At 42.6% G+C, this 22,070-nt stretch carries 24 protein-coding genes; 10 read left to right on the forward strand and 14 right to left on the reverse strand.

All coding sequences use genetic code 11. The features are described from left to right. Window positions 1–108: 108 nt before the first annotated feature. Together WC407_RS06175 and WC407_RS06180 are read right to left on the reverse strand one after the other, a co-directional pair. Window positions 109–1,455 (reverse strand): alginate export family protein, encoded by a 1,347-nt coding sequence (locus WC407_RS06175; protein WP_373021730.1) that lies wholly within the window; start codon window positions 1,453–1,455, stop codon window positions 109–111. Continuing rightward, window positions 1,456–1,821: a thioredoxin family protein gene (locus WC407_RS06180; RefSeq protein ID WP_373021731.1), complete on the reverse strand. Its 366-nt coding sequence runs from the start codon at window positions 1,819–1,821 to the stop codon at window positions 1,456–1,458. Between the two features lie 179 nt (window positions 1,822–2,000). Here WC407_RS06180 and WC407_RS06185 point away from each other — a divergent pair, with 179 nt between their 5' ends. Both WC407_RS06185 and ppk2 read left to right on the forward strand, forming a co-directional pair. Then, a complete protein-coding gene (locus WC407_RS06185; RefSeq protein WP_373021732.1) occupies window positions 2,001–3,914 on the forward strand; it encodes a thioredoxin domain-containing protein in 1,914 nt (637 codons plus the stop codon). Between the two features lie 99 nt (window positions 3,915–4,013). Continuing rightward, window positions 4,014–4,898, forward strand: coding sequence for a polyphosphate kinase 2 (ppk2, locus tag WC407_RS06190; protein WP_373022063.1), 885 nt, complete (start codon window positions 4,014–4,016; stop codon window positions 4,896–4,898). 109 nt (window positions 4,899–5,007) lie between these two features. Here the strand turns inward: ppk2 and thrC are convergent, their stop codons facing one another. Genes thrC through WC407_RS06220 form a run of 6 tightly spaced genes read right to left on the reverse strand, consistent with a single transcriptional unit; the run spans window position 5,008 to window position 11,079 of the window. After that, on the reverse strand, window positions 5,008–6,477 hold the full coding sequence (thrC, locus tag WC407_RS06195) for a threonine synthase (protein WP_373021733.1): 1,470 nt from the start codon (window positions 6,475–6,477) through the stop codon (window positions 5,008–5,010). A gap of 54 nt (window positions 6,478–6,531) precedes the next feature. Beyond that, a complete protein-coding gene (gene argB, locus WC407_RS06200; protein WP_373021734.1) occupies window positions 6,532–7,383 on the reverse strand; it encodes an acetylglutamate kinase in 852 nt (283 codons plus the stop codon). Further along, window positions 7,367–8,278, reverse strand: a complete 912-nt coding sequence (locus WC407_RS06205; protein WP_373021735.1) for a tetraacyldisaccharide 4'-kinase — start codon at window positions 8,276–8,278, stop codon at window positions 7,367–7,369. The genes argB and WC407_RS06205 overlap by 17 nt, the downstream gene beginning before the upstream one ends. Then, entirely contained in the window at window positions 8,275–9,393 is a 1,119-nt protein-coding gene (locus tag WC407_RS06210; protein ID WP_373021736.1) for a DegT/DnrJ/EryC1/StrS family aminotransferase, read from the reverse strand. The genes WC407_RS06205 and WC407_RS06210 overlap by 4 nt, the downstream gene beginning before the upstream one ends. A 12-nt stretch (window positions 9,394–9,405) precedes the next feature. Beyond that, window positions 9,406–10,206, reverse strand: a complete 801-nt coding sequence (locus WC407_RS06215; RefSeq protein ID WP_373021737.1) for an NAD+ synthase — start codon at window positions 10,204–10,206, stop codon at window positions 9,406–9,408. Window positions 10,207–10,266: 60 nt separating this feature from the next. Next, window positions 10,267–11,079 (reverse strand): ferritin-like domain-containing protein, encoded by an 813-nt coding sequence (locus WC407_RS06220; protein WP_373021738.1) that lies wholly within the window; start codon window positions 11,077–11,079, stop codon window positions 10,267–10,269. A gap of 29 nt (window positions 11,080–11,108) precedes the next feature. Between WC407_RS06220 and WC407_RS06225 the strand changes: the two genes are divergently transcribed. Continuing rightward, window positions 11,109–11,372, forward strand: a complete 264-nt coding sequence (locus tag WC407_RS06225) for a GIY-YIG nuclease family protein (protein WP_373021739.1) — start codon at window positions 11,109–11,111, stop codon at window positions 11,370–11,372. Next, window positions 11,357–12,127 carry a transglutaminase family protein gene (locus WC407_RS06230; RefSeq protein ID WP_373021740.1) on the forward strand — a complete coding sequence of 257 codons (771 nt, stop codon included), beginning with the start codon at window positions 11,357–11,359 and terminating at the stop codon, window positions 12,125–12,127. Before WC407_RS06225 ends, WC407_RS06230 begins: the two co-directional genes overlap by 16 nt. Here the strand turns inward: WC407_RS06230 and WC407_RS06235 are convergent, their stop codons facing one another. Further along, complete coding sequence (locus tag WC407_RS06235; RefSeq protein ID WP_373021741.1) at window positions 12,128–12,742, reverse strand: hypothetical protein; 615 nt, start codon at window positions 12,740–12,742, stop codon at window positions 12,128–12,130. Window positions 12,743–12,962: 220 nt separating this feature from the next. Between WC407_RS06235 and WC407_RS06240 the strand changes: the two genes are divergently transcribed. Next, window positions 12,963–13,556 (forward strand): MBL fold metallo-hydrolase, encoded by a 594-nt coding sequence (locus tag WC407_RS06240; RefSeq protein WP_373021742.1) that lies wholly within the window; start codon window positions 12,963–12,965, stop codon window positions 13,554–13,556. Here WC407_RS06240 and WC407_RS06245 read toward each other — a convergent pair. Both WC407_RS06245 and cmoB read right to left on the reverse strand, forming a co-directional pair. Next, a complete protein-coding gene (locus tag WC407_RS06245) occupies window positions 13,549–14,025 on the reverse strand; it encodes a hotdog domain-containing protein (protein WP_373021743.1) in 477 nt (158 codons plus the stop codon). The two genes, WC407_RS06240 and WC407_RS06245, sit on opposite strands and share 8 nt — an antisense overlap. Before the next feature lie 2 nt (window positions 14,026–14,027). Continuing rightward, on the reverse strand, window positions 14,028–14,921 hold the full coding sequence (gene cmoB / locus WC407_RS06250; protein ID WP_373021744.1) for a tRNA 5-methoxyuridine(34)/uridine 5-oxyacetic acid(34) synthase CmoB: 894 nt from the start codon (window positions 14,919–14,921) through the stop codon (window positions 14,028–14,030). 56 nt (window positions 14,922–14,977) lie between these two features. On the opposite strand from cmoB, the gene WC407_RS06255 reads away from it, so the two are divergent. Together WC407_RS06255 and WC407_RS06260 are read left to right on the forward strand one after the other, a co-directional pair. Next, entirely contained in the window at window positions 14,978–15,862 is an 885-nt protein-coding gene (locus WC407_RS06255; RefSeq protein ID WP_373021745.1) for a cation diffusion facilitator family transporter, read from the forward strand. 65 nt (window positions 15,863–15,927) lie between these two features. Beyond that, window positions 15,928–16,491: a DUF3365 domain-containing protein gene (locus tag WC407_RS06260; RefSeq protein ID WP_373021746.1), complete on the forward strand. Its 564-nt coding sequence runs from the start codon at window positions 15,928–15,930 to the stop codon at window positions 16,489–16,491. On the opposite strand, the gene WC407_RS06265 is transcribed toward WC407_RS06260, so the two are convergent. From WC407_RS06265 to WC407_RS06275, 3 genes are all read right to left on the reverse strand, one after another. Next, entirely contained in the window at window positions 16,488–16,937 is a 450-nt protein-coding gene (locus WC407_RS06265) for a CZB domain-containing protein (protein WP_373021747.1), read from the reverse strand. The genes WC407_RS06260 and WC407_RS06265 overlap by 4 nt on opposite strands. 122 nt (window positions 16,938–17,059) lie before the next feature. Next, a complete protein-coding gene (rny, locus tag WC407_RS06270; RefSeq protein ID WP_373021748.1) occupies window positions 17,060–18,628 on the reverse strand; it encodes a ribonuclease Y in 1,569 nt (522 codons plus the stop codon). After that, window positions 18,534–19,178, reverse strand: a complete 645-nt coding sequence (locus tag WC407_RS06275) for a 5-formyltetrahydrofolate cyclo-ligase (protein ID WP_373021749.1) — start codon at window positions 19,176–19,178, stop codon at window positions 18,534–18,536. The genes rny and WC407_RS06275 overlap by 95 nt, the downstream gene beginning before the upstream one ends. 54 nt (window positions 19,179–19,232) lie before the next feature. On the opposite strand from WC407_RS06275, the gene WC407_RS06280 reads away from it, so the two are divergent. From WC407_RS06280 to radA, 3 genes are read left to right on the forward strand one after another with little or no spacing between them, the layout of a single operon-like run. Next, entirely contained in the window at window positions 19,233–19,787 is a 555-nt protein-coding gene (locus tag WC407_RS06280; protein ID WP_373021750.1) for a TlpA family protein disulfide reductase, read from the forward strand. A gap of 2 nt (window positions 19,788–19,789) precedes the next feature. Continuing rightward, the gene (gene ftsY, locus WC407_RS06285) at window positions 19,790–20,674 is read left to right on the forward strand and encodes a signal recognition particle-docking protein FtsY (RefSeq protein ID WP_373021751.1); all 885 of its coding nucleotides are present in this window, start codon (window positions 19,790–19,792) and stop codon (window positions 20,672–20,674) included. Window positions 20,675–20,676: 2 nt separating this feature from the next. Next, on the forward strand, window positions 20,677–22,029 hold the full coding sequence (gene radA / locus WC407_RS06290; RefSeq protein WP_373021752.1) for a DNA repair protein RadA: 1,353 nt from the start codon (window positions 20,677–20,679) through the stop codon (window positions 22,027–22,029). Window positions 22,030–22,070 lie beyond the last annotated feature (41 nt).

A 22,070-nucleotide genomic window follows, 5' to 3' on the forward strand; every position in this document is an offset into this window, starting at 1 on the left:
CCCCATTTTTAATTTTGCTGCTTATTTTAGCGCATTTAGCGGTTAGCTTTATCGGACAGAAACATTGTTAATATACTTTTGCTTGTATATACGCTTTAAAAGAACAGTTCAATGAGTCGCGTTTTTATTTTTTGTCGAAAAACGGTATTCGAATTGCAAAAATAGTTTAGAAGCATTATTTTGTGCAATATTATTTTTACGAATAAAATCACCTGATTGGAAATACGAAACGATTCCCAACCACCCGAATGATTCGTTTATACGGTAATTTGCAATTAGATCAATTTCATCCCCAAGATGCGTATAACTGTTTCCATGTTTGTTTGTATATCCAAACTCATACCACTTATCATTAGGATCGGCAAGATTGAAACGGTGACATCCAAGTTCCACTCGTAAGTCCGGAACGATCATCGTACTAAAACTTGCCTCAACATCTCTTATATTACTCCATATTACTATATCAGCTCTGCCATAATAGGGTCCGTCATTCATACCAAATGGAGAAGTAAACGTCGTTATTTGAGCATCATACGGATTTTTATCACCGCTTGCATAGGTAATTCCCGCCATAACTTTCGGCGTATATCGGGTGTCCCATTGGTACCCTGCTTTCATCACATATCCATACGCATCAACGTGTTTGTCACCGGAATGACCAATTTCTTGCACCCCGGTCATGTCCATAATCCAACCCAATCCCTCTTTATAAACTCGACCGCCGCCGTAATAAAAATCTTCGTAAGGAAGCGTCGTATGATAAAGAGGATTTTTCCATGCTGCAAACGGCTCTATATTGAGTAGATCCCCTTCATAATGCCCATAAATCCCAACTCCTTGATAACGATGTTTTTCAATCAAGCTAAAGTCATCCGGGGATATTATACGCGTCTGTCCGTACCATCCATCGATAAAATTTTTTTCGTGTTTATACGAAAAATGGACAGCATCCCAAAGCCATCCCATTGTATTTTTCCACTCACCAGGACCAAATACACGACGGTCACCATATCCGAGCTTCTGCCGTCCTACTGTAAGAGAAATACCACTGTCCAACAGATTTTTGTACCGTACATACGCCGTAAATAGCTCAAGATGATCGTTATAATAATCCATTTTATAGGCATCAGCCGTACCGGCATTGATCGTAAAGTCCTCTCCTTTTAAAGAGGAACCCCATGCACGAGAATCATACATATAAAGTTTATATTCCCAATTATCGGAAGGAACATAGGTAAAACCGGCAATTAATTGCTGCAAGTAGAGCCGATCATTCGATTTACCTCGAACCTTTCCCTTTACATCGATAGATTGATCTCCGTAAGCCGCTTTATTGACTCCATTGTACATATCCAATCGTCCACGGTATTGACCATCAAAGGTGATCTTTGAAAGATTTTCCTCATCCGCACAAACACCCGAACTCAGAAGACACAGCCACAAACAACGTTTCATTTATTGTGCTTCATCAGCTTTTATAAGCAATTTAATGAAAAAGGGAGCCGTCTTGCCACCGATGAGAGTGGGTTGAATTATTGAGCCATCCCCGCGCACAAAATGAAAAACAGGGGTTACCTTGACTTGAAACTGCTCAGGCGCATCGTTTTTATGAATATCCAATGATACTGCAACATAATGTGCATTGAGATATTCAACTATTTGAGGATCGGAGAGGACATTTTTCTTCATATATTCACACGCACCGCATCCCGGTTGGTTCATGAATAATACCATCGGCTTTGACTCATTCTTGGCTTTCTCTACCGCTTCTTTATACGATGTTTGCCATACGATATCGCCGCCAAAAACACTTATAATCATGAATATTAACCCTAATATGGCTCTCATTCCTTCTCCCTTTCAAAAGTTCTTTTCAATCATATCATTTTACTGGATGGATCCATAGTGACGCATAAAAATGAAAGTCAAAAAGCAATGAGAATGCAAATTATTTTATGATTTAACATGCTACACTACCTCAATTTTATATGGAGTAGCTTATGTCCAATCGACTTGCACTTGAAGATTCACCCTATTTACAGCAGCATAAAAACAATCCATTAAATTGGTATCCGTGGTGTGATGAGGCATTTGAACGGGCAAAACATGAGCATAAAGCAATTTTTATCTCCATCGGCTACAGCAGCTGTCATTGGTGCCATGTGATGGAACATGAGGTATTTGAAAATGTCGTGATCGCTGAGTTCGTTAATCAACACTTTATCTGTATCAAGGTCGACCGTGAAGAACGTCCCGACATCGATAAACATTACCAAGAGCTGCATCAGCTCCTTAATCGTCGAGCAGGCGGATGGCCTCTTTCCATATTCTCCACTCCCGATAATAAACCGTTCTACGCCGCCACCTATATTCCTCCCCATAATCACAATCAGATGATGGGATTCAGCGAGCTCACCGCTATCATTGCCGAAAAAGTAGCTCATAATGATGAAAAACTGTTTCAAAATGCCGAGGAGATCAGCGGCTATCTCCGTCCCAAAAATAATCCCATACAAGCAACACCTCTCAATGAAAAAATCATCACCCAATTTACCCTTCAAGCCCAACACAATTTTGATCAAGAAAACGGCGGATTTTCCAAATCACCGAAATTTCCCCATGTCTCTACCCTAGAAACGCTAATGACGCTTGATCAACTGCAACACGATGATACATTAACCGCCATGGTAACTCATACATTGGATTCTATGGCGCTCGGGGGGCTGTATGATCTTGTCGATGGCGGGTTTTGCCGTTACAGCACCGATGAGCTATGGCTCGTTCCCCATTTTGAAAAAATGACCTACGACAATGCCCTCCTTTGCGCACTGTACGCACAAGCCGGAATCGTCTATAAGAACAGCAATTACCTGAATATTGCCGAAGAGACAGCACGATTTATGCTCCGTTTTATGATGGAAGACGATCTTTTCTACAGTGCAAGTGATGCAGACAGTGAAGGGGAAGAGGGAAAATACTTTGTTTACACCTACGAAGAAATACTTCTCGCACTCGAACAATGCAACGTTGAAAATCCCCGTGATGCTGCAAAGGCGATTGGTGCTTCCTCGGAGGGAAATTTTGAGGGACACTGTATTATACGCCTTGCATCATTGGAACGACCCGAATGGTTTGAACCGGTTAAAAAGAGTCTTGCCGCATTGCGAACGTCACGTACCTATCCTTTCATCGACCGAAAAGTAATTACCGCATGGAATGCTATGATGATTCGTTCCCTCTTTATTTTAGGAAAAAATAGATCCGAATTCAAAGATCAAGCTCTTCGGAGTCTTGATGCGCTTCTTTCGACCATGGATAAGAACGGATCATTGCAGCACTCTACTCTCATCCATAAAACTCCAAAAATTGATGCGTTTTTAGAAGATTATGCCTACCTATGTGTTACCTTGATCGAAGCCTATGAAATAACTCTCAATGAAGCCTACCTTGTCGAAGCACAACGTTTTGCCAATAAGGCACTGGAACTCTTTTATGAAGAGGGAAAATGGTATTTTAGCCGAGGAGCGTTCCAAACCGTAGGGGAGTTGGATGATGGCACCTATCCGAGTGCTATGGCAATGATGGTGGATGCCCTATTAAGTCTGGGAATTTTAGTCGATTCCAAATATCGCCATTTTGCTTTTAAAAGCCTCGAATACAGCTCTATAAAGTTGATGAAAACCCCACTCTATTACCCCAAACTGACCCAACAAACCATCCGTTATTTACGCGGGGATCGACTCGTAAAATCTAACTCGGACAATCTTCTCAAACTAAAACATATTACTTATCCGTTTACCTACCTGTACAATGATGAATCAATGGATGAAATTACTATTTGCGGAGAATCATCCTGTTTTACCTCAACACAAGACCCCATGAAGATAAACGATTTAATCCGAACAACGCTATAAATGCGTTACAATGACCAAAAGCAAGGAGTCATTTTAATGGGAAGTAAACACTCTATGGCTACAGCCGAAATAGCCGAAGCGGAAAAAATCGAAGATATTATGCATGAAGATCGACGGAAAGAGCAAGCTTTGCCTGCAGATGAAAAACGTAAAAACAGTTCAAAAGAAGAGCGCCTCCCCATTTGGGTCAAACAATCGGTATTGGAGTATGAAAAAGAGCTCAAAACACTTCAAATTGAGCTTCTTAAACTTCAAAATCACGTCAAAGACAAAGGATTGAAGATTCTTATGATTTTTGAGGGGCGTGATGCCGCAGGCAAAGGGGGGACCATCAAACGAATTACCGAGCATCTCAACCCTCGCGGTGCCCGTGTCGTTGCGCTGGATAAACCTTCCGACGTCGAAAAAACCCAATGGTATTTTCAACGTTATGCAGAATACTTGCCCAGTGCCGGAGAGATCGTCCTTTTTGACCGGAGCTGGTATAACCGAGGCGGAGTTGAACCGGTCATGGGGTTTTGTACCGAAGAAGAACACCATGAATTTTTGAACCATGTCAGTGAGTTTGAACGGATGCTGGTCAATTCAGGCATTATCCTCTTTAAATTTTACTTTTCCGTATCTAAAACGGAACAAGCACGACGGTTTAAAGAGCGTAAAACCGATCCGCTCAAACAATTCAAACTCTCCCCTGTTGATGCTAAATCCCAAGAGCTGTGGGACAAATATACCGTCGTAAAACACTCAATGCTCAAAGCATCCCATACCGGCACCGCACCATGGATTATCATCCGCTCCGATAACAAGAAAAAAGCACGAATCAATTGTATCAAACATATCTTATCCAGTGTTCAATACCCGACTAAAAATCCGCCGGATCTAAAAACGTCTAAAAAAATTCTAATTTGGGGAGATGAAGAGATCAAACTGATGGAAATCGGGATGGCGGCAAAAGATAACAACTCTCTTAATAATGAAGGGTAAAGAATAACCTACATCGAAGGGATACAATCCCTGATGAAAGAGAGTATCCGTAATCTGTTTGGGTAAAGAATAACCTACATCGAAGGGATACAATCCCTTCGGCAGTCACTTATAAAAATTTTAAAATTTCGTTTTCAATATTCTCTTTATCAATCACACTGTCTTGCACGATCGGCTTAGAAAACAACCCTTTAATCATATCCGGGATTGGTGTATTTGCACTTGCAGCAATCGATTCAAGTGCATCAATATCGCGTGAGTCCACCTCTCCGGTTAACGCATTGGCAATGGTCGGAGAAAATTTTGTCCACTCCGCCGTCGAATATACAATCGTTTTGATCGACTTCGTCGCGCAGCAGTCATACGCTTTAAAACACGTTGCCGTATGCGGATCCATCAAATAGCCTGCATCAAATGCCTCTTTGATGTACCCTTTCCCCTCTGCACCGTTACAATAGTCGGCTGCAAACATCGCTTGAAGTTTCATCGTCTCATCATCACTTAGAGCATAAAAACGCTCGCTCTCCAACCCCTGCATCAACTCTTTCGTTCGCTCATGACCAAATAGATCAAACAAAATACGTTCAACATTGCTGGAGATCAAAATATCCATGGCAGGAGAAGTCGTTGGAACCACTTTCTCACCGCGCAAATCGTAGCGCCCCGTATTAATAAGACGGGTTAGGACATTGTTTTCATTGGAAGCAATAATGATTTTTTCGACCGGAAGCCCCATTTTATAGGCATAAAAACCACCCAAGGCATTCCCGAAATTTCCGCTTGGAACATCGAGATACACTTTTTCTCCCATACTAATCGCATTTTTACGAACCAGTTCAAGATAGCTGTGAATATGGTAAATCGTTTGGAAAATAATCCGTCCGAAATTAACTGAATTGGCAGCAGAGAGAGAGATTTTTTTTGCTTTTAGCGCATCTTTGAACGTTACCGAACCGAGTAGACGTTTAAGTGCGCTTTGAGCATCATCAAAATCCCCTTTAATCCCAATAACTTTGAGGTTTTTGGCATCTTCCGTCACCATTTGAAGACGCTGTACATCCGAAGTTCCACCGTCAGGATAAAGACATACGACACGAACGTTCGCTCTGTTCTTAAACGTCTCTAGCGCTGCGGGACCGGTATCACCGCTGGTAGCAGCAAGAATAAGATATTCATCTCCCCGTTTTTGTGCAATAGAGGAGAGAACGACACCAAACGGCTGAAGTGCCATATCTTTAAATGCACGGGTAGGACCGTGGTACAGTTCGCTCACATACAAATCCTCACGTACCTTTACCACCGGTACCGGATTGGTAGGATCATCAAATTTGTCATAAAGCGACAATGCTTCATCAATAACCGAAGGTTCAATGTCAATACCAAGGGTTGTTAAAAGATCTTTGGCTAGCACCTTATATGAAGAGTTCAAATGCTTCGTTAAAAAAGACTCCCCTAAACTCGGAAGAGAATCAGGAACATACAACCCTCCGAAGGATGCGATAGGACTTAAAATCGCTTCTGAAAAAGAGATCTGCTCTGGATGGATTCCGTCATTTCCGCGTGTTTCGATAAATTTCATTGTGCCACTTTATAAAATTTTTGTGATTATAGCAAAGCCGCTATCAGGGCTTGCTTAGAGGGTGATTTGAGTCCCGACGCCATCCGAGGTAAAAAGTTCAAGCAAAATCGCATGTTCAATCCGTCCATCGATGATATGAGCCTTATGTACCCCTCCATCAACCGCTTCGAGACATGAATCGACTTTAGGAACCATCCCGCCGCTAATCGTTCCGTCCGCTTTGAGTTCTTCCACTTGTGCTTCGCTCAACGTTGAGAACAGCTCTTTCTCTTTGTTCAAAACACCCGGAGTATCGGTCATAAAAATAACTTTACACGCACCAATGGCTGCTGCAACTGCGGATGCTGCAAGATCCGCATTGATATTGTATCCCGGATGTCCAACGCTCTCGTCTGCTCCGATCGGAGCAATGACGGGGATAAATCCTTCACGTAAAAGATTATGAATCACATCGGCTTTGACGCTCTCTACCCGACCGGTAAGACCAAATTTTGCTTCATCTTTTGGTTTTGCCATAAGAAAATGGGCATCTTTACCGCTGATACCGATCGCTTTGGCACCGTGAGAATTGAGCAAAGAGGTGATCTCTTTGTTAATCTCCCCGCTAAGAACCATTTCAACAATCCGCATTACTTCGGGAGTACTGACACGCTCTCCGTCAATAAATTCAGTCGGAATTTTAAGATCCCCCAGCAGCTGAGAGATACGATTCCCTCCACCGTGCACAATGACCACTTTTACCCCTACCAAATGGAGCAAAACAATATCTTGGGCAAACTTGGCTTTCAGTGCATCCGAACTTTGTGCCGAACCGCCGTATTTAATCACCACAATCTCATCTCTAAACTCTTTGATGAACGGCATCGCGTCCATAAGGGTTTTAACGGTTTCAATTTTGCGCAGCATGTACATAATCCTTTACGGTAGTGATCAACGTTTTATCCAACTCCAGAGTAAGTTCCATAATCGAAAAGTTGATATTAAAAGATGACATTTTAACAAAGTCTTTCTGAGTTACCAAGAGACTGGTTGCCCCGCTGCGGACTATGATCTCTTCAAGCTCCCCTTGGGTAAAAAAATGGTGATCTTCATAATAAACTTTTTCCATCACATCCGGCAAATAGATATCCAGTCTTTCCGGTCGTGCAATTGCCGTAACCAAAACCATTTTCGGTGTTTCGTTTTGAATTTTTACCTTGCGGACAAACGTTTCATTTTCAATCGCATGAATCACTTTTTTTCCTCTCCATAGCCGCTCACGATAGGGACCACTGGGGAGACAAAAGGAGTTGGGGGTAATCACCTCAATCAAAATATCAAGTTTATCGATTTTATGTTTGCCGTAACCATCATCCAAAAAAACCATCTCGCATCCCATGGCTTTAGCTTCGGCGATCCCCCGTTCTCGTATTTCACTTACAATGACAACAGCATGCGGAAGACTCTTAGCATACAACATCGCTTCATCACCGCTCATGGCTATGTCGCATAAAATATCGCGATCCTTAACCACAATCATCCCGCTGCTTTTACGACCGTATCCGCGTAAAACGATCGCGGGTTTTGTAAAATGATGCGCCAACTCAATCACAAGCGGTGTTTTACCGCTTCCACCGACGGTAAGATTACCGACACTGACGACCGGAATTCCGACATTGATCGGTACACTCCAACGATATCGAAAAAAGGCAATAATACAATAGAGAAAAGTGAGGGGTAAAAGGGATAGGGAAAGAAGTTTTTGGCTCAGCGAGGGGTGATATAAATACCCCTCACCCCATCGTACGAATAAACGTTTCAAACGCGCGTAGAAGCTACATCCAAAATTGCATCACAAATCTCTTCAACCTCATCGTCACTTAATGCCGCATAGTTAGGGATCGATAAAACTTGCTGATAATTACGTAACGCTACGGGAAAATCATTTACCCGCAATGAGTATTTTGATTTATAATAGCTCAATAGATGAAGCGGTATATAGTGAAGTCCGCATTCAATCCCGTTCGCTGCGAGTTCGCGGGCAAATGAATCACGGTTTTTATCGACTTTTATAATATAAAGCGAATACGCATGATCTTGCTCAGCGATAGGCAGTTTAATATGCGGAGCACCTTCAAGACGTTCATTAAAACGCTCTGCAATCGCTTGTTGACGCTCAACCGTATCATCTTGCTTATCAAGTTGTACCAATATTGTTGCCGCATCAAGAGGACTCATCATATATTGACTTCCAATATCGGTAACGTCATAAATATACCCAAGGGCTTCATCATCAACAACCATTGCATGGTTTCGAAGCAGTCTTGCCCGCTCTATAATCTCTTCATCATCACTCACCATCATTCCGCCATTGCACACATTACGGCGCAAATGAGGACTAAAATCAAAACACGTGATATCTGCACCCGTAGAGCCTATTTTTTGGCCTTTATACGTAGCGCCGAGAGCGTCCGAAGCATCTTCAATGATTTTAACATCGTACAATCGTGCGATACCGTAGAGCCGTTCCAAATCAACACTTTGTCCGGCGATGTGCGATACGATTACCGCTTTGAGCTTTTTCGATTTATTTTCAGCAAGATATGCCTCTAATTTTTCTAAATCGATATTAAAGGTTGTTGCATCTATATCGATAAAAATCGGCTCCGCATCAAAATGACGAACCACTTCCGGAACAGAAGGGTAAGCGTTGATAGAGCACAAAACTTTATCACCGCGTTTGAGATCAATCGCCAACATTGCTAAATGCAACGCTGCTGTTCCATGTGATGTTGCAAGTGCATGTGCGGCACCTATATAAGATTCAAATGCTGTCTCTAAATCACTGATAATATCGGGAGCTTCCCCATCAAAGACCTCATCGATCTTTTCTCGTTCATCACCACCTACTTCTACACGAAAAAATGGAATACTCATACACTGCTCCTTTTATAGAGTTATATCTCTGGGATAATTAAAATCATGATTGACCGTACGTGAGGTCAATTTTGCAATCACTGGCATCTTCCGTTTAAACTGATTCTTGTATATTCTCGTCGTTACCATATCGACTAAATGGCTATTTTCTCCATCATTGATCATCTCTTCACACGTATGACGCGCTTCGACGTAACGTTTTAACACACGATCCAAATCTTCATACGGATATCCGATCTCGACCTCATCACTCTGCCCTGCCCATAAATCTGCCGAAGGTGGCTTGTCGATAATTGAAGCGGGTACCCCTAAAAATCGGGCAAGTTCAAAGACTTCGGTTTTATACAAATCACCGATAGGGTTGATGGCACTCGCCAAATCACCGTACAATGTCCCATAACCGAGCATAAGTTCACTCTTATTACTGGTTCCCAGTACCAAAGCCCCCTCACGCGCCGAAATATCAAACAATGTCGCCATCCGAAGCCGAGCTGATAAGTTACCGACCCTAAGGGGTGGCATATCGGATGTTTCATACGCACGCAGCATCGGTTCGATACTATGTGTTTCAGAACGGATACCGAATGCACCGCATAATTCATCCGCATCGTCTAACGAACTTTGAGATGAGTAGTGCGAAGGCATTTTGATACACAACAAATCATCTCCGAATGTACGATGAGCCAACACGGCTACCACTGCCGAATCCAATCCGCCGCTCAACCCGATAACCACTTTTTTCAAACCGGTTTTTCGGACTTCCTGACTTACAAATTCGCTCAGATATCGGCCAATAAGTTCGTATTTACCCACTCTAAAACCTTATGACTATTTTAACATTTTGCATTATAACTTAATTTGGTAACGTCGTCGTTAACATTTATCAAGAGAAATTCTTTCTAACTCATCTGAGTCAAAGCCGGCCGCTCGTCTTGCCTCGCAGTTTATAGCAACCCGGCGAGGAAAACTATGCGGATAATAGCGTTCTATGATATCAAAATAGACAGAGGGTTCTACGTGTTTATCGTTGCATGCTTCATTAAACCAACGGTCCCCTTTTCGAACATGCTCAATCTCTTCTTCCAAAATAACATGAAGAGCCGCAATAATCTTTTGTATCATCGGGTCTGCTTTAAACGATTCAAGTTTTCGTAAAATTTGAGGGGTCGCATCCAGCCCGTTGGCCTCAAGATATCGGGGAACCACAGCCATTCGCTCTATCAGTTCCAATGTCCGCATGGAAGCTTCAAACAGAGCATCATGCACCGGATACTCTCCGTAATAGCTTCCCAATTCTCGGAGCAGAGCCTCAATCATTTCGAAATGGCGTATCTCGTCGTCAGCAACTTCGAGCCAATCGCGTTCAAATGTTTCACCGCAGTCGCGAAAACGGTACACAGCATCAAGGGCAAGATCAATCGCGCTGTATTCGATATGGGCTATGGCATGTAATAAGAGAATTTGTCCCTGAGGGGTATTGAGTTTGGTCCGTCGAGGAACCTCTTTTGGATCGATAACGCTGCAGAAACCACGGTAAGAGGGCTGGTTGAAAACGGCAGGATATGCTGTTGTATCTCGTGTGAATGCACCGCGGCAATACGTACCGTAAAAATCTCTGAAGAGCGTTATTTTTTCTCTCGGATCCCAAGCAGTTAAAATGGTTTCAAGGGTGTTATAAAGTTCCATAAATGCCATTATATCGTATACTCTCAATCATGAAATCATCCGAAAAAGCCTACACCCTCTATATCCTAAAATGCAGTGACAATACCTATTATACGGGGATTGCCATCGACGTGGAAAAACGGCTCAATGAACACAACGCCTCGGACAAGGGAGCCAAATACACCCGTTCACGACGTCCGGTAACTCTGATGTACAGTGAAACGTGCAGTGATAAAAGCAGTGCATTGAAACGGGAACTCGCTATCAAACGGATGAAACGCACTGCCAAAGAGGGATTATGGAACTGTGGATAAAAATAGCGGTTATTCTCTTTATAGCTACGCTGGTTTACCGTGAAATAATCAAATCAGCAACTCAACACAGCAAACGCCCTATCCAAAAAACAAAAGCAAGTTTTATGAGTCTATTAAGTATAGCGGGGATAGTAGGACTATTCACGTATGCAGGAATGTCGATCACATTAATCGAGACACGCGATTTACGCCCCTATTCTCACCCCTCATTATCCTCTCCGCAATTTGTGAGCTTGTATGACAAAGGGGTTATCGAGTTCAACGGTATGGTGATCAAAACCAATCTGGCACGAGAGGAGGAACTCGCCCCTCTCGCCGAACGGCTCACACAGGGGTGCAACGGTGATGATGGATGCGAAGCTCAAAAACTCTTTGACTACGTCACCGCTATTCCCTACCGCACTGACTATACAAGTAGAAACGCCCTCACCGTAGTAAAAAGCAACTGGGGAGACTGTGACGACAAATCAAATCTGTTCGCGTCACTGCTTAATGAAAGAGGACTTGAATACCGTTTCGTCTATGTCCCCCATCATGTTTTCGTCGCTGTTCATCTCAATGATACCAAGAACATCCCGTTTCTAAATGCGAAACTCACGATGGAAGGAAAGAATTTTTATTATGCCGAGACAACGGCAAGCAGAGCGAAGATCGGAGAATTTAACGGACAATTTCCGTATAGTTTTGAGGGGATATACGATATACAAAAGAATCGTCCCGAAGAACTCAGCAACGTCAAGTTTTCGCTTGGTTAATTAATCATTAGACTGTATTAGAATTTTTTTGTCTTGATTATTCCATTCAATTGCAGATTCAAAAAATTCCATTACTCTCAACATTAAGCTAGAGCAAAATAATGCTGTTGGATTCATTTCATTAGTTGAATTTATACTTTTTAAATCATGTAAAATATTCATATCTGGATTATCAATTTGATTTTCCATCTCATCAGCTAAAAGACGAATTTTATCAATCAAATCAAGCCAATACAATCCACATTCAGGTGATAAGTTTACGGCTAAAGTCAATAAATTTTGAAAATCAAAATATCGTGAATGTGCTGTTTGCATAGTAATTTTTAATTGTAAAAAGTCAACTTCTTTATCTTTAATATTTTGAATTGCTTCTTGAATCTTTTCATTAGAAGATTTCATCTCGAATTTAATATGTCGAATTGACTTTTCATGCTGAAAAATATTTGGTAAAAAAAATCCTTCCACTACTGATGCGATTGCTTTATCAAGAACATATAAAGCTTTTTTTTCTTTTTCATATTTAGGTTTAAGCTCTACAAAAATATACAAAACATAAGCAGAAACAATGCCACCTGAAATTGTTTTTATACCATCTGACAGAAATATGATTTTCAAGACTTCATGGTGTATACATTCACAAATTGGAACTTGAATTAGCGAAATGACAAAAACAATGAAACTGAAAATAAAGAACAAAAAGATTGGTTTTTCACCCTTGTTGAAAAACATCTTATATAAATATTTGATCATTCTTTTTATCTCCATATCCATTCAAATAAAATAAATTATAGCGAATTTGATTTATGCTACAATCCGACTAAAAAAAGAGTAACTTATGGAAATTTTAGTTCAACCGATGGGAGCATATCAGACTAACTGCTATATTGTTAAAATTGATGGCAAAGAAATCATCATCGATCCGGGTATTGGCGCGACTGGGTGGGTTATGGCAAATGTCACCAATCCGGTAGCCATACTCAATACTCACGGTCATTTTGACCACGTTTGGAGCAATCAAGAGCTCAAAGAGGCTCTAAACATTCCGCTCTATACTCCTAAAGCAGATGTTTTTTTACTTCAAAACAGTACCTTTATGCCCGATCTTCCTGCATCCTATCCTGATGTGGAAGTGGAAGGAGATAAAATATTTGCTATAGCGGGAATCGAAGTCAAATTTCACCATTTTCCGGGGCATTGCCCGGGATGTTCGATGATCGAGATCGGCGATGCGATCTTCAGCGGGGATTTTATCTTCCACAATTCCATCGGACGCTGGGATTTCCCCTACTCCGATGGAGAAGCGATGAAAGAGAGTTTGCAAAAGTTTGCAAAAATGCAATCCACCAAAACCCTCTATCCGGGTCATGGGGGATCGACTACCGTTCCGGCGGAACAGCGAAATATCGACTATTGGATTCGATCTATTTAGGTTCGTCAATATTCTTCATAAGATCGAGTCGCAATACATGCCGCTCGGTTACAACCGTTTTAAATTCACCCTCAAATACTTTAATGGTACTGACATATCCTTTTACGGTGACATTACGCTTTCGTCCCTCTTTTTGATGCTCTACCGCTTCAAAGACTACCACGTCTCCCACCCGTACGGGTGCCAGAAATAGACAACTGCACGATGCCAATACGACATTGGGTTCATTCACTGCTGCCATTGCCGCAAAATCGGCAGAGCTGAAAATAAATCCACCGTGTACGAGCCCTACATCATCCGCACGCATTACTTCATTTGTTTCCAATACAATGCGCGCATACCCTTTCTCTAACTTGTCAATATCCCCACTGTATACCGTGTTTATTTTCTCATGCGTATTTAATGCAACCTGCGGATTAAGTGCTACTTGTAACTCTTTTTCTTCGATCTCGTGTGATTGTTTGGCCAAAATTACCCCTTCTTAAGTCGAACATATCCCCGAATCGGCGCAGGATATCCCTCTACTGTTTTGCTACTATCGTCCGGATCGAGAAAATCTTCAAGGCTTTGCGATTCTATCCAGTCTGTTTTGCGCTGTTCATCGGAGGTCGTTCGTACTGTTCCGAGGACTTCAAACGACTTAAAACCGGCACGCAAACACCAATTTTCGAGTGCTTTAAGCGTCGGGACGAAATAGACATTCGTGATTTTAGAATAGCTCTCGCTCGGACACAATGCATACGCTTCGTCCCCTTCGATAATGAACGTATCAAGATAAACTTCACCACCCTCTTCCAAACCTTGACGGAGCGTTTTAAGCATTGCTATCGGATCACTGCGGTGGTATAAAACACCCAAACAAAAAATGACATCAAATTTTTCTTCATAAAAGGGGAGATGCTCTACCCCAAGCAATTCATACACGATGTCGCTTTTGATGTAATGGTTAATAAGATCAAACTGAGACTTAAAAAGTGCGGAGGGATCAAATCCCACCACTTTGGATGGAGCATCTTCGAGAAAACGAAACATATAGTAGCCGTTATTACATCCGATATCGGCTACTTTTTTCCCGTGTAGATTGAAATGAGGACGCAAAAAATTATATTTAAGATTGCTTTGCCACTCCGTATCAATAAAAAGACCGAAAAGGTCAAACGGCCCCTTACGCCATGGCATCATCATTCGGGCCACATTTTCTATGGATTGTATATCCACCTTCTCATCGCTGCTAAGAGTCACGACATCGGATAGGGTATAGGTGGTATCTACCGAAGGTAAAGAATTTAACGCGCTACGAACCGGTGCAATATTTTTCCACTCCATCCATTTCAACCGTTCTGCTCTAATTGCGTTCAAATCCATCTTCTCTCCTAAATCTTTGGAATCCAATTTTAGCGATAATAGGCTAAAATGGTGCCATGCGTATAGAAAAAAAAGCCACTCTTGTCTCCAGCTCTGTAGCCCTCATACTGGTAGCCTTTAAACTCTCCGTCGGAATTATCAGCGGTTCGGTTGCCGTTTTAGCTTCGGCAGTCGATTCTCTGCTCGATATGGTCGTATCGGCATTTAACTATTTTGCTCTTCATAACTCAGATAAAGAGCCGGACGAGCGATTTAACTTCGGTCGCCGTAAACTCGAACCGCTTGCCGCAGTCATCGAGGGGACCATCATCAGCCTCTCTGCCTTATTTATCCTGTATGAAGCAATCTCAAAAATGGTTCAAGGAAGTGTCATCACCCACCTTAATGCCTCGTTGATGGTTATGATTGCATCTATTATCATTACCGCTGGACTTGTGCTATTTTTAAATTACGTTGCCAAAAAAACCGGCAACATGGTTATTCAAGCAGACGCGTTGCACTATAAAACAGACCTTCTTAGCAACGGTGCCGTACTGGCGTCCTTGGCTTTCATCGCCTTAACGGACTACACGATCATTGACCCCATACTCGGAATCGGAATCAGCGGCTATATGATTTACTCGGCATTTCCCCTGATTCGCGACGGAATCATGATGCTTCTTGACGCGGCTTTGGAACCTGAAAATGTTGCTAACATTAACACCCTATTAAACAAGCAACTCGATATCAATTCATACCATGATCTTCGAACCCGACGTTCAGGTTCCGAAATTCATATAAGTATCCATATCGTCTTTAGCATCAGTACTTCTTTGTATGATGCCCATCTTGTCGGGGATCGAATTGAGCTTGCATTACATGCCCTTTTCCCTGACAATACCGTTTATGCCCTTATTCACCTTGATCCCTATGATGATTCTGAAAACAACCATTTAGAATAAATCCCCTGCAAATCCATCAATAAAATTCTGTTAATATTATAGATATTATCAATCAAGGATATAGTATGGGTCGCTCTTCTCTCGTTTTACTTTCATTCCTCTCATCTCTATTGGTAGCCGAGCCGCTGACGCAAGATCAAGCTATTCAAAAAGGATCGGCTCTCTCCAGTGCATTGGTTCAAAAACTCAGTGGTGAGTTAAAAACTCAAATGCAAAGCATCGGTGCCGTAGGAGCACTCCATTTTTGTACGCAAAATGCTCTTGTATTCACTGCTCAAATTGCCCAAGAGTCAAATACAAGTATTAAACGGGTAAGTGCCAAAAACCGTAATCCGATCAATGCAGCGACACCGGACGAACAAAGTATCTTAACTCAATGGGAAGGGCTACTGCACACACAGCAGCCGCTACTGGCGTATAAGATTCAAACCAGTAGAAACGGAGAGTATACGTATTACAAACCGATCGTAATTACGAATGAAGCGTGCTTGAAATGTCATGGGGATATTGCCGCCGATTCACCGCTCTACAAAGCGATAAAAGCAACCTATCCAGAGGATAAAGCGACAGGTTATAAAATGGGAGATTTACGAGGAATGATCGTTATTACCATGCCTAAGCAAAATTAAACGAAGCTTCCCGCTTGGAGGGCAAACAATCGTCTTTCTAAGCGTTCGATCGTTGCAATTAATTTTTCAGATACTACTTTGAGCTGATTGTAATGCTCTTTTGCAATATCTTGATTTAACGTAGAAACTTTTTTACGTGTACCGAAAAGTTTTGAAAGAATGGAGCGATCTTCATCGCTGAAATAAATTTTAAAAATCTTCATATAAACATCATGTAACTCATAATGAAGTATCTCAATCTCTTTAAGACAATCCATACTCGGCATCATCGCTAGCTGCTGCCCCTCTCCGTAAAACCATAAACCGAATTTACACTCGGTACAGCTTACGGGGACTTGCTCTTTTTCTATCGGTAACCCTTCGATAAGGGCATGAGCACGCTGTACCCATGTGATATGGGCTTTTTTAGCGTTTCGCAGATGCGTTAAGGTCTCTTCTTTATTCATTGCATTCACCTACTTATTCTTAATTTCAAAAATGAAATATTAGGAAATAATCAGTAATGATACCCAGTAAATATCACAACGTTATAACATTTACCTATGAAATAAAACCCATTATATTGAATTTAACGTGCGTACTCGGTCACACGGCTTTCACGAATCACATTGACTTTAATCTCACCGGGAAACTGGACTTTTTGAGAAATTTCATCCGCAATTTCACGAGCTATCAAAGCCGTTTCATCATCGTTTACACTGAGAGCACTGACAATAACCCGTACTTCACGTCCGGCATTAATCGCATACGCTTGTTTTACGCCCGCTTTTTGCGTCGCTATCTCTTCAATTTCACTCACACGGCGTAAAAAGCTCTCCAGCACTTCACGTCGTGCTCCCGGGCGAGCCGCAGAAAGCGTATCGGCAGCACACACAGCCGCACACTCGATACTTTTAATCTCTTCATGCCCATGATGGGCATAAATGGCATTTATAACTACCGGATCTTCGCCGTAACGTCGGCAAAGGTCTGCCCCGATATCAACATGACTTCCTCCGTTTTCTTGAGTAAGTGTTTTACCGATGTCATGCAGTAATCCTGCACGTCGTGCCAATTTAGAATCTCCCCCCATTTCAGCAGCCATAATACCGGCTAAATGAGCCACTTCTAATGTGTGGGCAAGGGCATTTTGACCGTAACTTGAACGGTATTTTAATCGTCCTATTAATTTAACCAATTCCATGTGCATTCCGGTAATGCCCAAATCGAAAATGACATCTTCACCTTCGCGTAATATTGCCTCTTCAAACTCATCGCATACTTTTTGATATACCTCTTCAATCCGCGCAGGCTGTATACGCCCGTCTTGAATCAAAAGTTCAATCGTTCTTGTTGCAATAGCACGACGGTAAAGATTAAATGAACTGACGATAATAGCATTAGGGGTTTCATCAATAATAATATCGACCCCGCTCACCATTTCAAGCGTTTTAATATTACGTCCCTCTTTGCCAATGATCCGCCCTTTAAGCTCGTCATCATCCAAATGGATAACACTAATTAGCCGCTCAGCCGCATATTCACCTGCAAACCGCGATGTAGCTTGTGCAAGAATATAATAGGCTTTGCGTCTGAGTTGTTCTTTACTCTGTTCTTCAAGCTCACGAACCTCGCGGGCTAGTTCTAAGCGGGCACTTTCGCGTGTCTGCTCCAACAAAATCGTTTTAGCTTCTTGTACCGATAAACCGGCACGATGCTCTACGATCACTTTCATTTGTTCACTTTTTTGGCGATAGTCATCTTTTAATTTCTCTAAAGCACGCTCATTACGCTCGACATTGAGTCGTTTGTTTTCAACTGCTAAACGCTCATTCGCTAAACGTTCTTGCTCATTTTGTCGAAAACGCTCATAGTCATGTTCAGACTGCTGAACTTTGTTTTCTCGGTCAATAAGATCTTTTTTGACTTGTTCATAAGCTTCATTGTATTTCTTCTCTGCCTCTTTTTCGATCTCACGTGAACGTATAGATGCACGTTCAAGCATCATTTGGGCTTCGTTATCAATTGCTTTTGCTTTTGCTTTTGCTTGCTCCAAATACAGATCAAAATGGGCGGATGAAATCTTTTTTGAAATTAAAAAACCGACTACTCCGCCAAGGGCTGCGACGCCGCCCCCTACCAGTAGTTCGTTTAACATGAAAATCCTCTAAGCCATATATTCCCTGCGGCGTAATCAGCAGATCACCCAGCACGTCATAATCATCACACAAATTTTTTGTTGTCTTACATTCGCATGATTGCACAAATATTGTAAACGGTTTCGTCTTCAGGGTCGGGAAAAATCGGTCATACATCCCTTTGCCGAAACCTATTCGACCGAGTGAGCCGTCAACGCCTACCACAGGAACAATAGCTATATCTATTAAATTTATCTTTTTACGTGAATCCCGAGGCTCATAAATCCCAAAAGCTTTACGTTCCAACGGGTATCTTAATGGTACCATTTTGAAACTGACGCCATCCATAAACGGCAAATAAACTTCGCCCCTTTGTCGTGCAAGAGCAATATTTTTCCGAATATCCGCTTCAAATCCCATCGGCCAAAACGCCAAAATACGCTTTGAATCCAACGTATTCAGCACTTTTTGCAATAATCGCCGCACACTCGCATCTCGCGCAATTTTAGTATGCTTATTGGAACTTTTAAGTCGATTTAAGCACTGCGTTCTAAAATCACTTTTGGTCACTTTTTACCTTTGCTTCGTTATAATCTTCATAATTTTACTCTAAAAAGGTTTTGTATGCGTTTTTCAACTTTTTTAATCCCTTTATTCTCCCTCGCTATAGCATTCCAAGGATGCAATAAAAAAGAGTCCTCCGAAGAGGCCTTGGTCTCTACTGCTGAATTCACCCTCATGGACACCCAAGGGAAATCCTATACTGTTGAAAAACGGGGCACCAATTTTGCCCTCGATGCCGGTAAAGACAAAGTGGTCTTGTTTGATATTTTTGCTACTTGGTGTCCACCTTGCCGTGCTGAAGCCCAACATCTCGGAAATCTTCAAAAAAAATACGGCGACGACTTGATAATCATGGGAATTACCATTGAAGATGACAAAAGTAATGCCGATCTCGAAGGATTCCGCGAAAAATACCGAGCAGGCAATTATCTTATCTCAAATAAAGCGGATAACCAAGGGCTCTCTCGCGCTATGGCTTCAACTATCGGCGTAGGTCAACAGTTTCCGATTCCGTTGATGGTGCTCTATAAAAACGGTGAATATGTCACCCATTATGAAGGTGCAACCCAAGAAGAGATTATTGACCACGATATCGCACAGGCTTTAGGTAAATAAGCATGTTTTCATTTATCAAAAAAGGTCTCCAAAAAACGGTCGAAGCCATCAGCTCTATTATTCCGGAGAAGAAAGCAACGATTTCTAAAGACGAGCTCGAAAACATCCTCCTTGAAGCGGATGTCGAATACGCTCTTGTCGAAATTATTCTCCGTGAACTCTATCAAAATGAGATAACCCGTGATCAGCTTCGATCCAAACTTTTATCAACCTTGAATTTTGCTCAAAACACCCTTCCCGACAACCCTAATAAACCAACCGTTAGCCTTATCATCGGTGTCAACGGTGCCGGCAAAACGACTACCATTGCAAAACTTGCGCAACGTTACCTTGATAACGGCGAACGGGTCATCCTCGGCGCAGGCGATACGTTCCGTGCCGCCGCCATCGAACAACTCACGAGATGGGCCGATAAACTCGAAATTCCGATCGTCTCTTCACGCCAAGGGCATGACCCTAGCGCCGTTGCGTATGACACTATCGAGTCAGCCAAAGCACGCGGATTTGAGCAAGTTATTATCGATACCGCAGGACGGCTCCATACCCAGACAAATCTTGGAAATGAGTTGAAAAAAATCGTCCGCATCTGTGACAAAGCCCACACCGGAGCACCCCATCGTAAAATCCTGATTCTTGATGGGACACAAGGCTCATCCGCCATCGCGCAAGCCAAAGCGTTTAATGAGATGGTCGGAGTCGATGGTATCATCATCACTAAACTCGACGGAACGGCAAAAGGGGGGTCGGTATTTAGTATCGCCTACGCACTGCAGCTTCCGATCCTCTACATCGGTGTCGGCGAACAGCCGGAACATCTGATACCGTTTAACAAATACGAATTTGTGGATGGAATTTTGGATGCGATTTATGGGGAAGAACCCAAATAATCATGGCCAAGAAAAAAAACGTCCTATTCGAATGTCAACACTGTGGCTTTACCACCCCTAAATGGATGGGAAAATGCACCAACTGCGGTGGATGGGATAGTTTTGTTGAGCTGAACGAACAGCAGCAAGAGATGATCAAACTCACCTCTTCATCCTCTCCATCGGCAGGTGCAAAAGCCAAAGAGATCACCCAAATCATCGAAGAGACGACCGAGCGCTACACCAGTGATGACGCCGAACTTGATATGGTACTCGGAGGAGGGATCGTCCCCGGTTCATTGGTACTTATCGGCGGAAGTCCCGGGGTAGGAAAATCAACCCTCCTTCTCAAAATCGGTTCCAATCTCGCCAAACAAAACCGTAACGTCCTCTATGTGAGCGGTGAAGAGAGCGAAGGGCAGATCAAACTGCGTGCTAACCGCTTGGGTGCCAATGTCGACAATCTCTATCTACTGGCAGAAATACGGCTAGAACAGGTTCTATCCGAACTTCACGAACGTCCGTACGAGTGTATCATCATCGACTCCATTCAGACCCTCTACTCAGAAACCATCGCTTCGGCTCCCGGATCGGTGACGCAAGTGCGCCAAATTACTTTTGATCTAATGCGAATCGCAAAAGAGCGCCGCATTGCCATCTTTATCATCGGTCATATCACCAAAGAGGGGTCCATCGCCGGACCGCGCGTATTGGAGCATATGGTTGATGTTGTCCTCTATTTCGAAGGGGACAGCTCTCATGAATTGCGCATCCTGCGAGGATTTAAAAATCGTTTTGGCCCTACGAGTGAAATCGGGGTTTTTGAGATGCGTTCGGAAGGGCTGATGTCTGCCAAAGACCTCTCTTCACGCTTTTTTAACCGCAATAAATCCCAAAGCGGATCAGCCCTTACCGTCATTATGGAGGGATCACGCCCGATAGTTCTCGAGGTGCAAGCATTAGTGAGTGACACACACGCACCGAATCCGAAACGTCAGGCGACGGGATTTGAGAACAACCGCCTCAATATGCTCTTAGCCCTTCTGGAGCGGAAACTCGAAATTCCGCTGAACAGCTATGATGTCTTCATCAACATCACCGGAGGGATCAAGATCACCGAAACCTCAGCCGATTTGGCTATCCTTGCCGCTATCATCAGCAGTTTTCGCAACCGTGCAATCTCCAAAGAGACGGTATTTATCGGTGAAGTATCCCTTGTGGGTGATATTCGCGAAGTATTTCAGCTTGATCAGCGGCTAAAAGAGGCGGCTTCCCAACACATCACCAAAGCACTGATTCCGAAAAAACCTCTCGAAAAAACCACCATGAAATGCTATGAAATCGATGAAGTAAGCAAACTGTTGGAGTGGTTTTAATTTTAGAAAGGTTATAATAATCATTCTATACCATACACTAA

Origin of the sequence: Sulfuricurvum sp., assembly GCF_041651515.1 — a bacterium.
Classification (GTDB): domain Bacteria; phylum Campylobacterota; class Campylobacteria; order Campylobacterales; family Sulfurimonadaceae; genus Sulfuricurvum.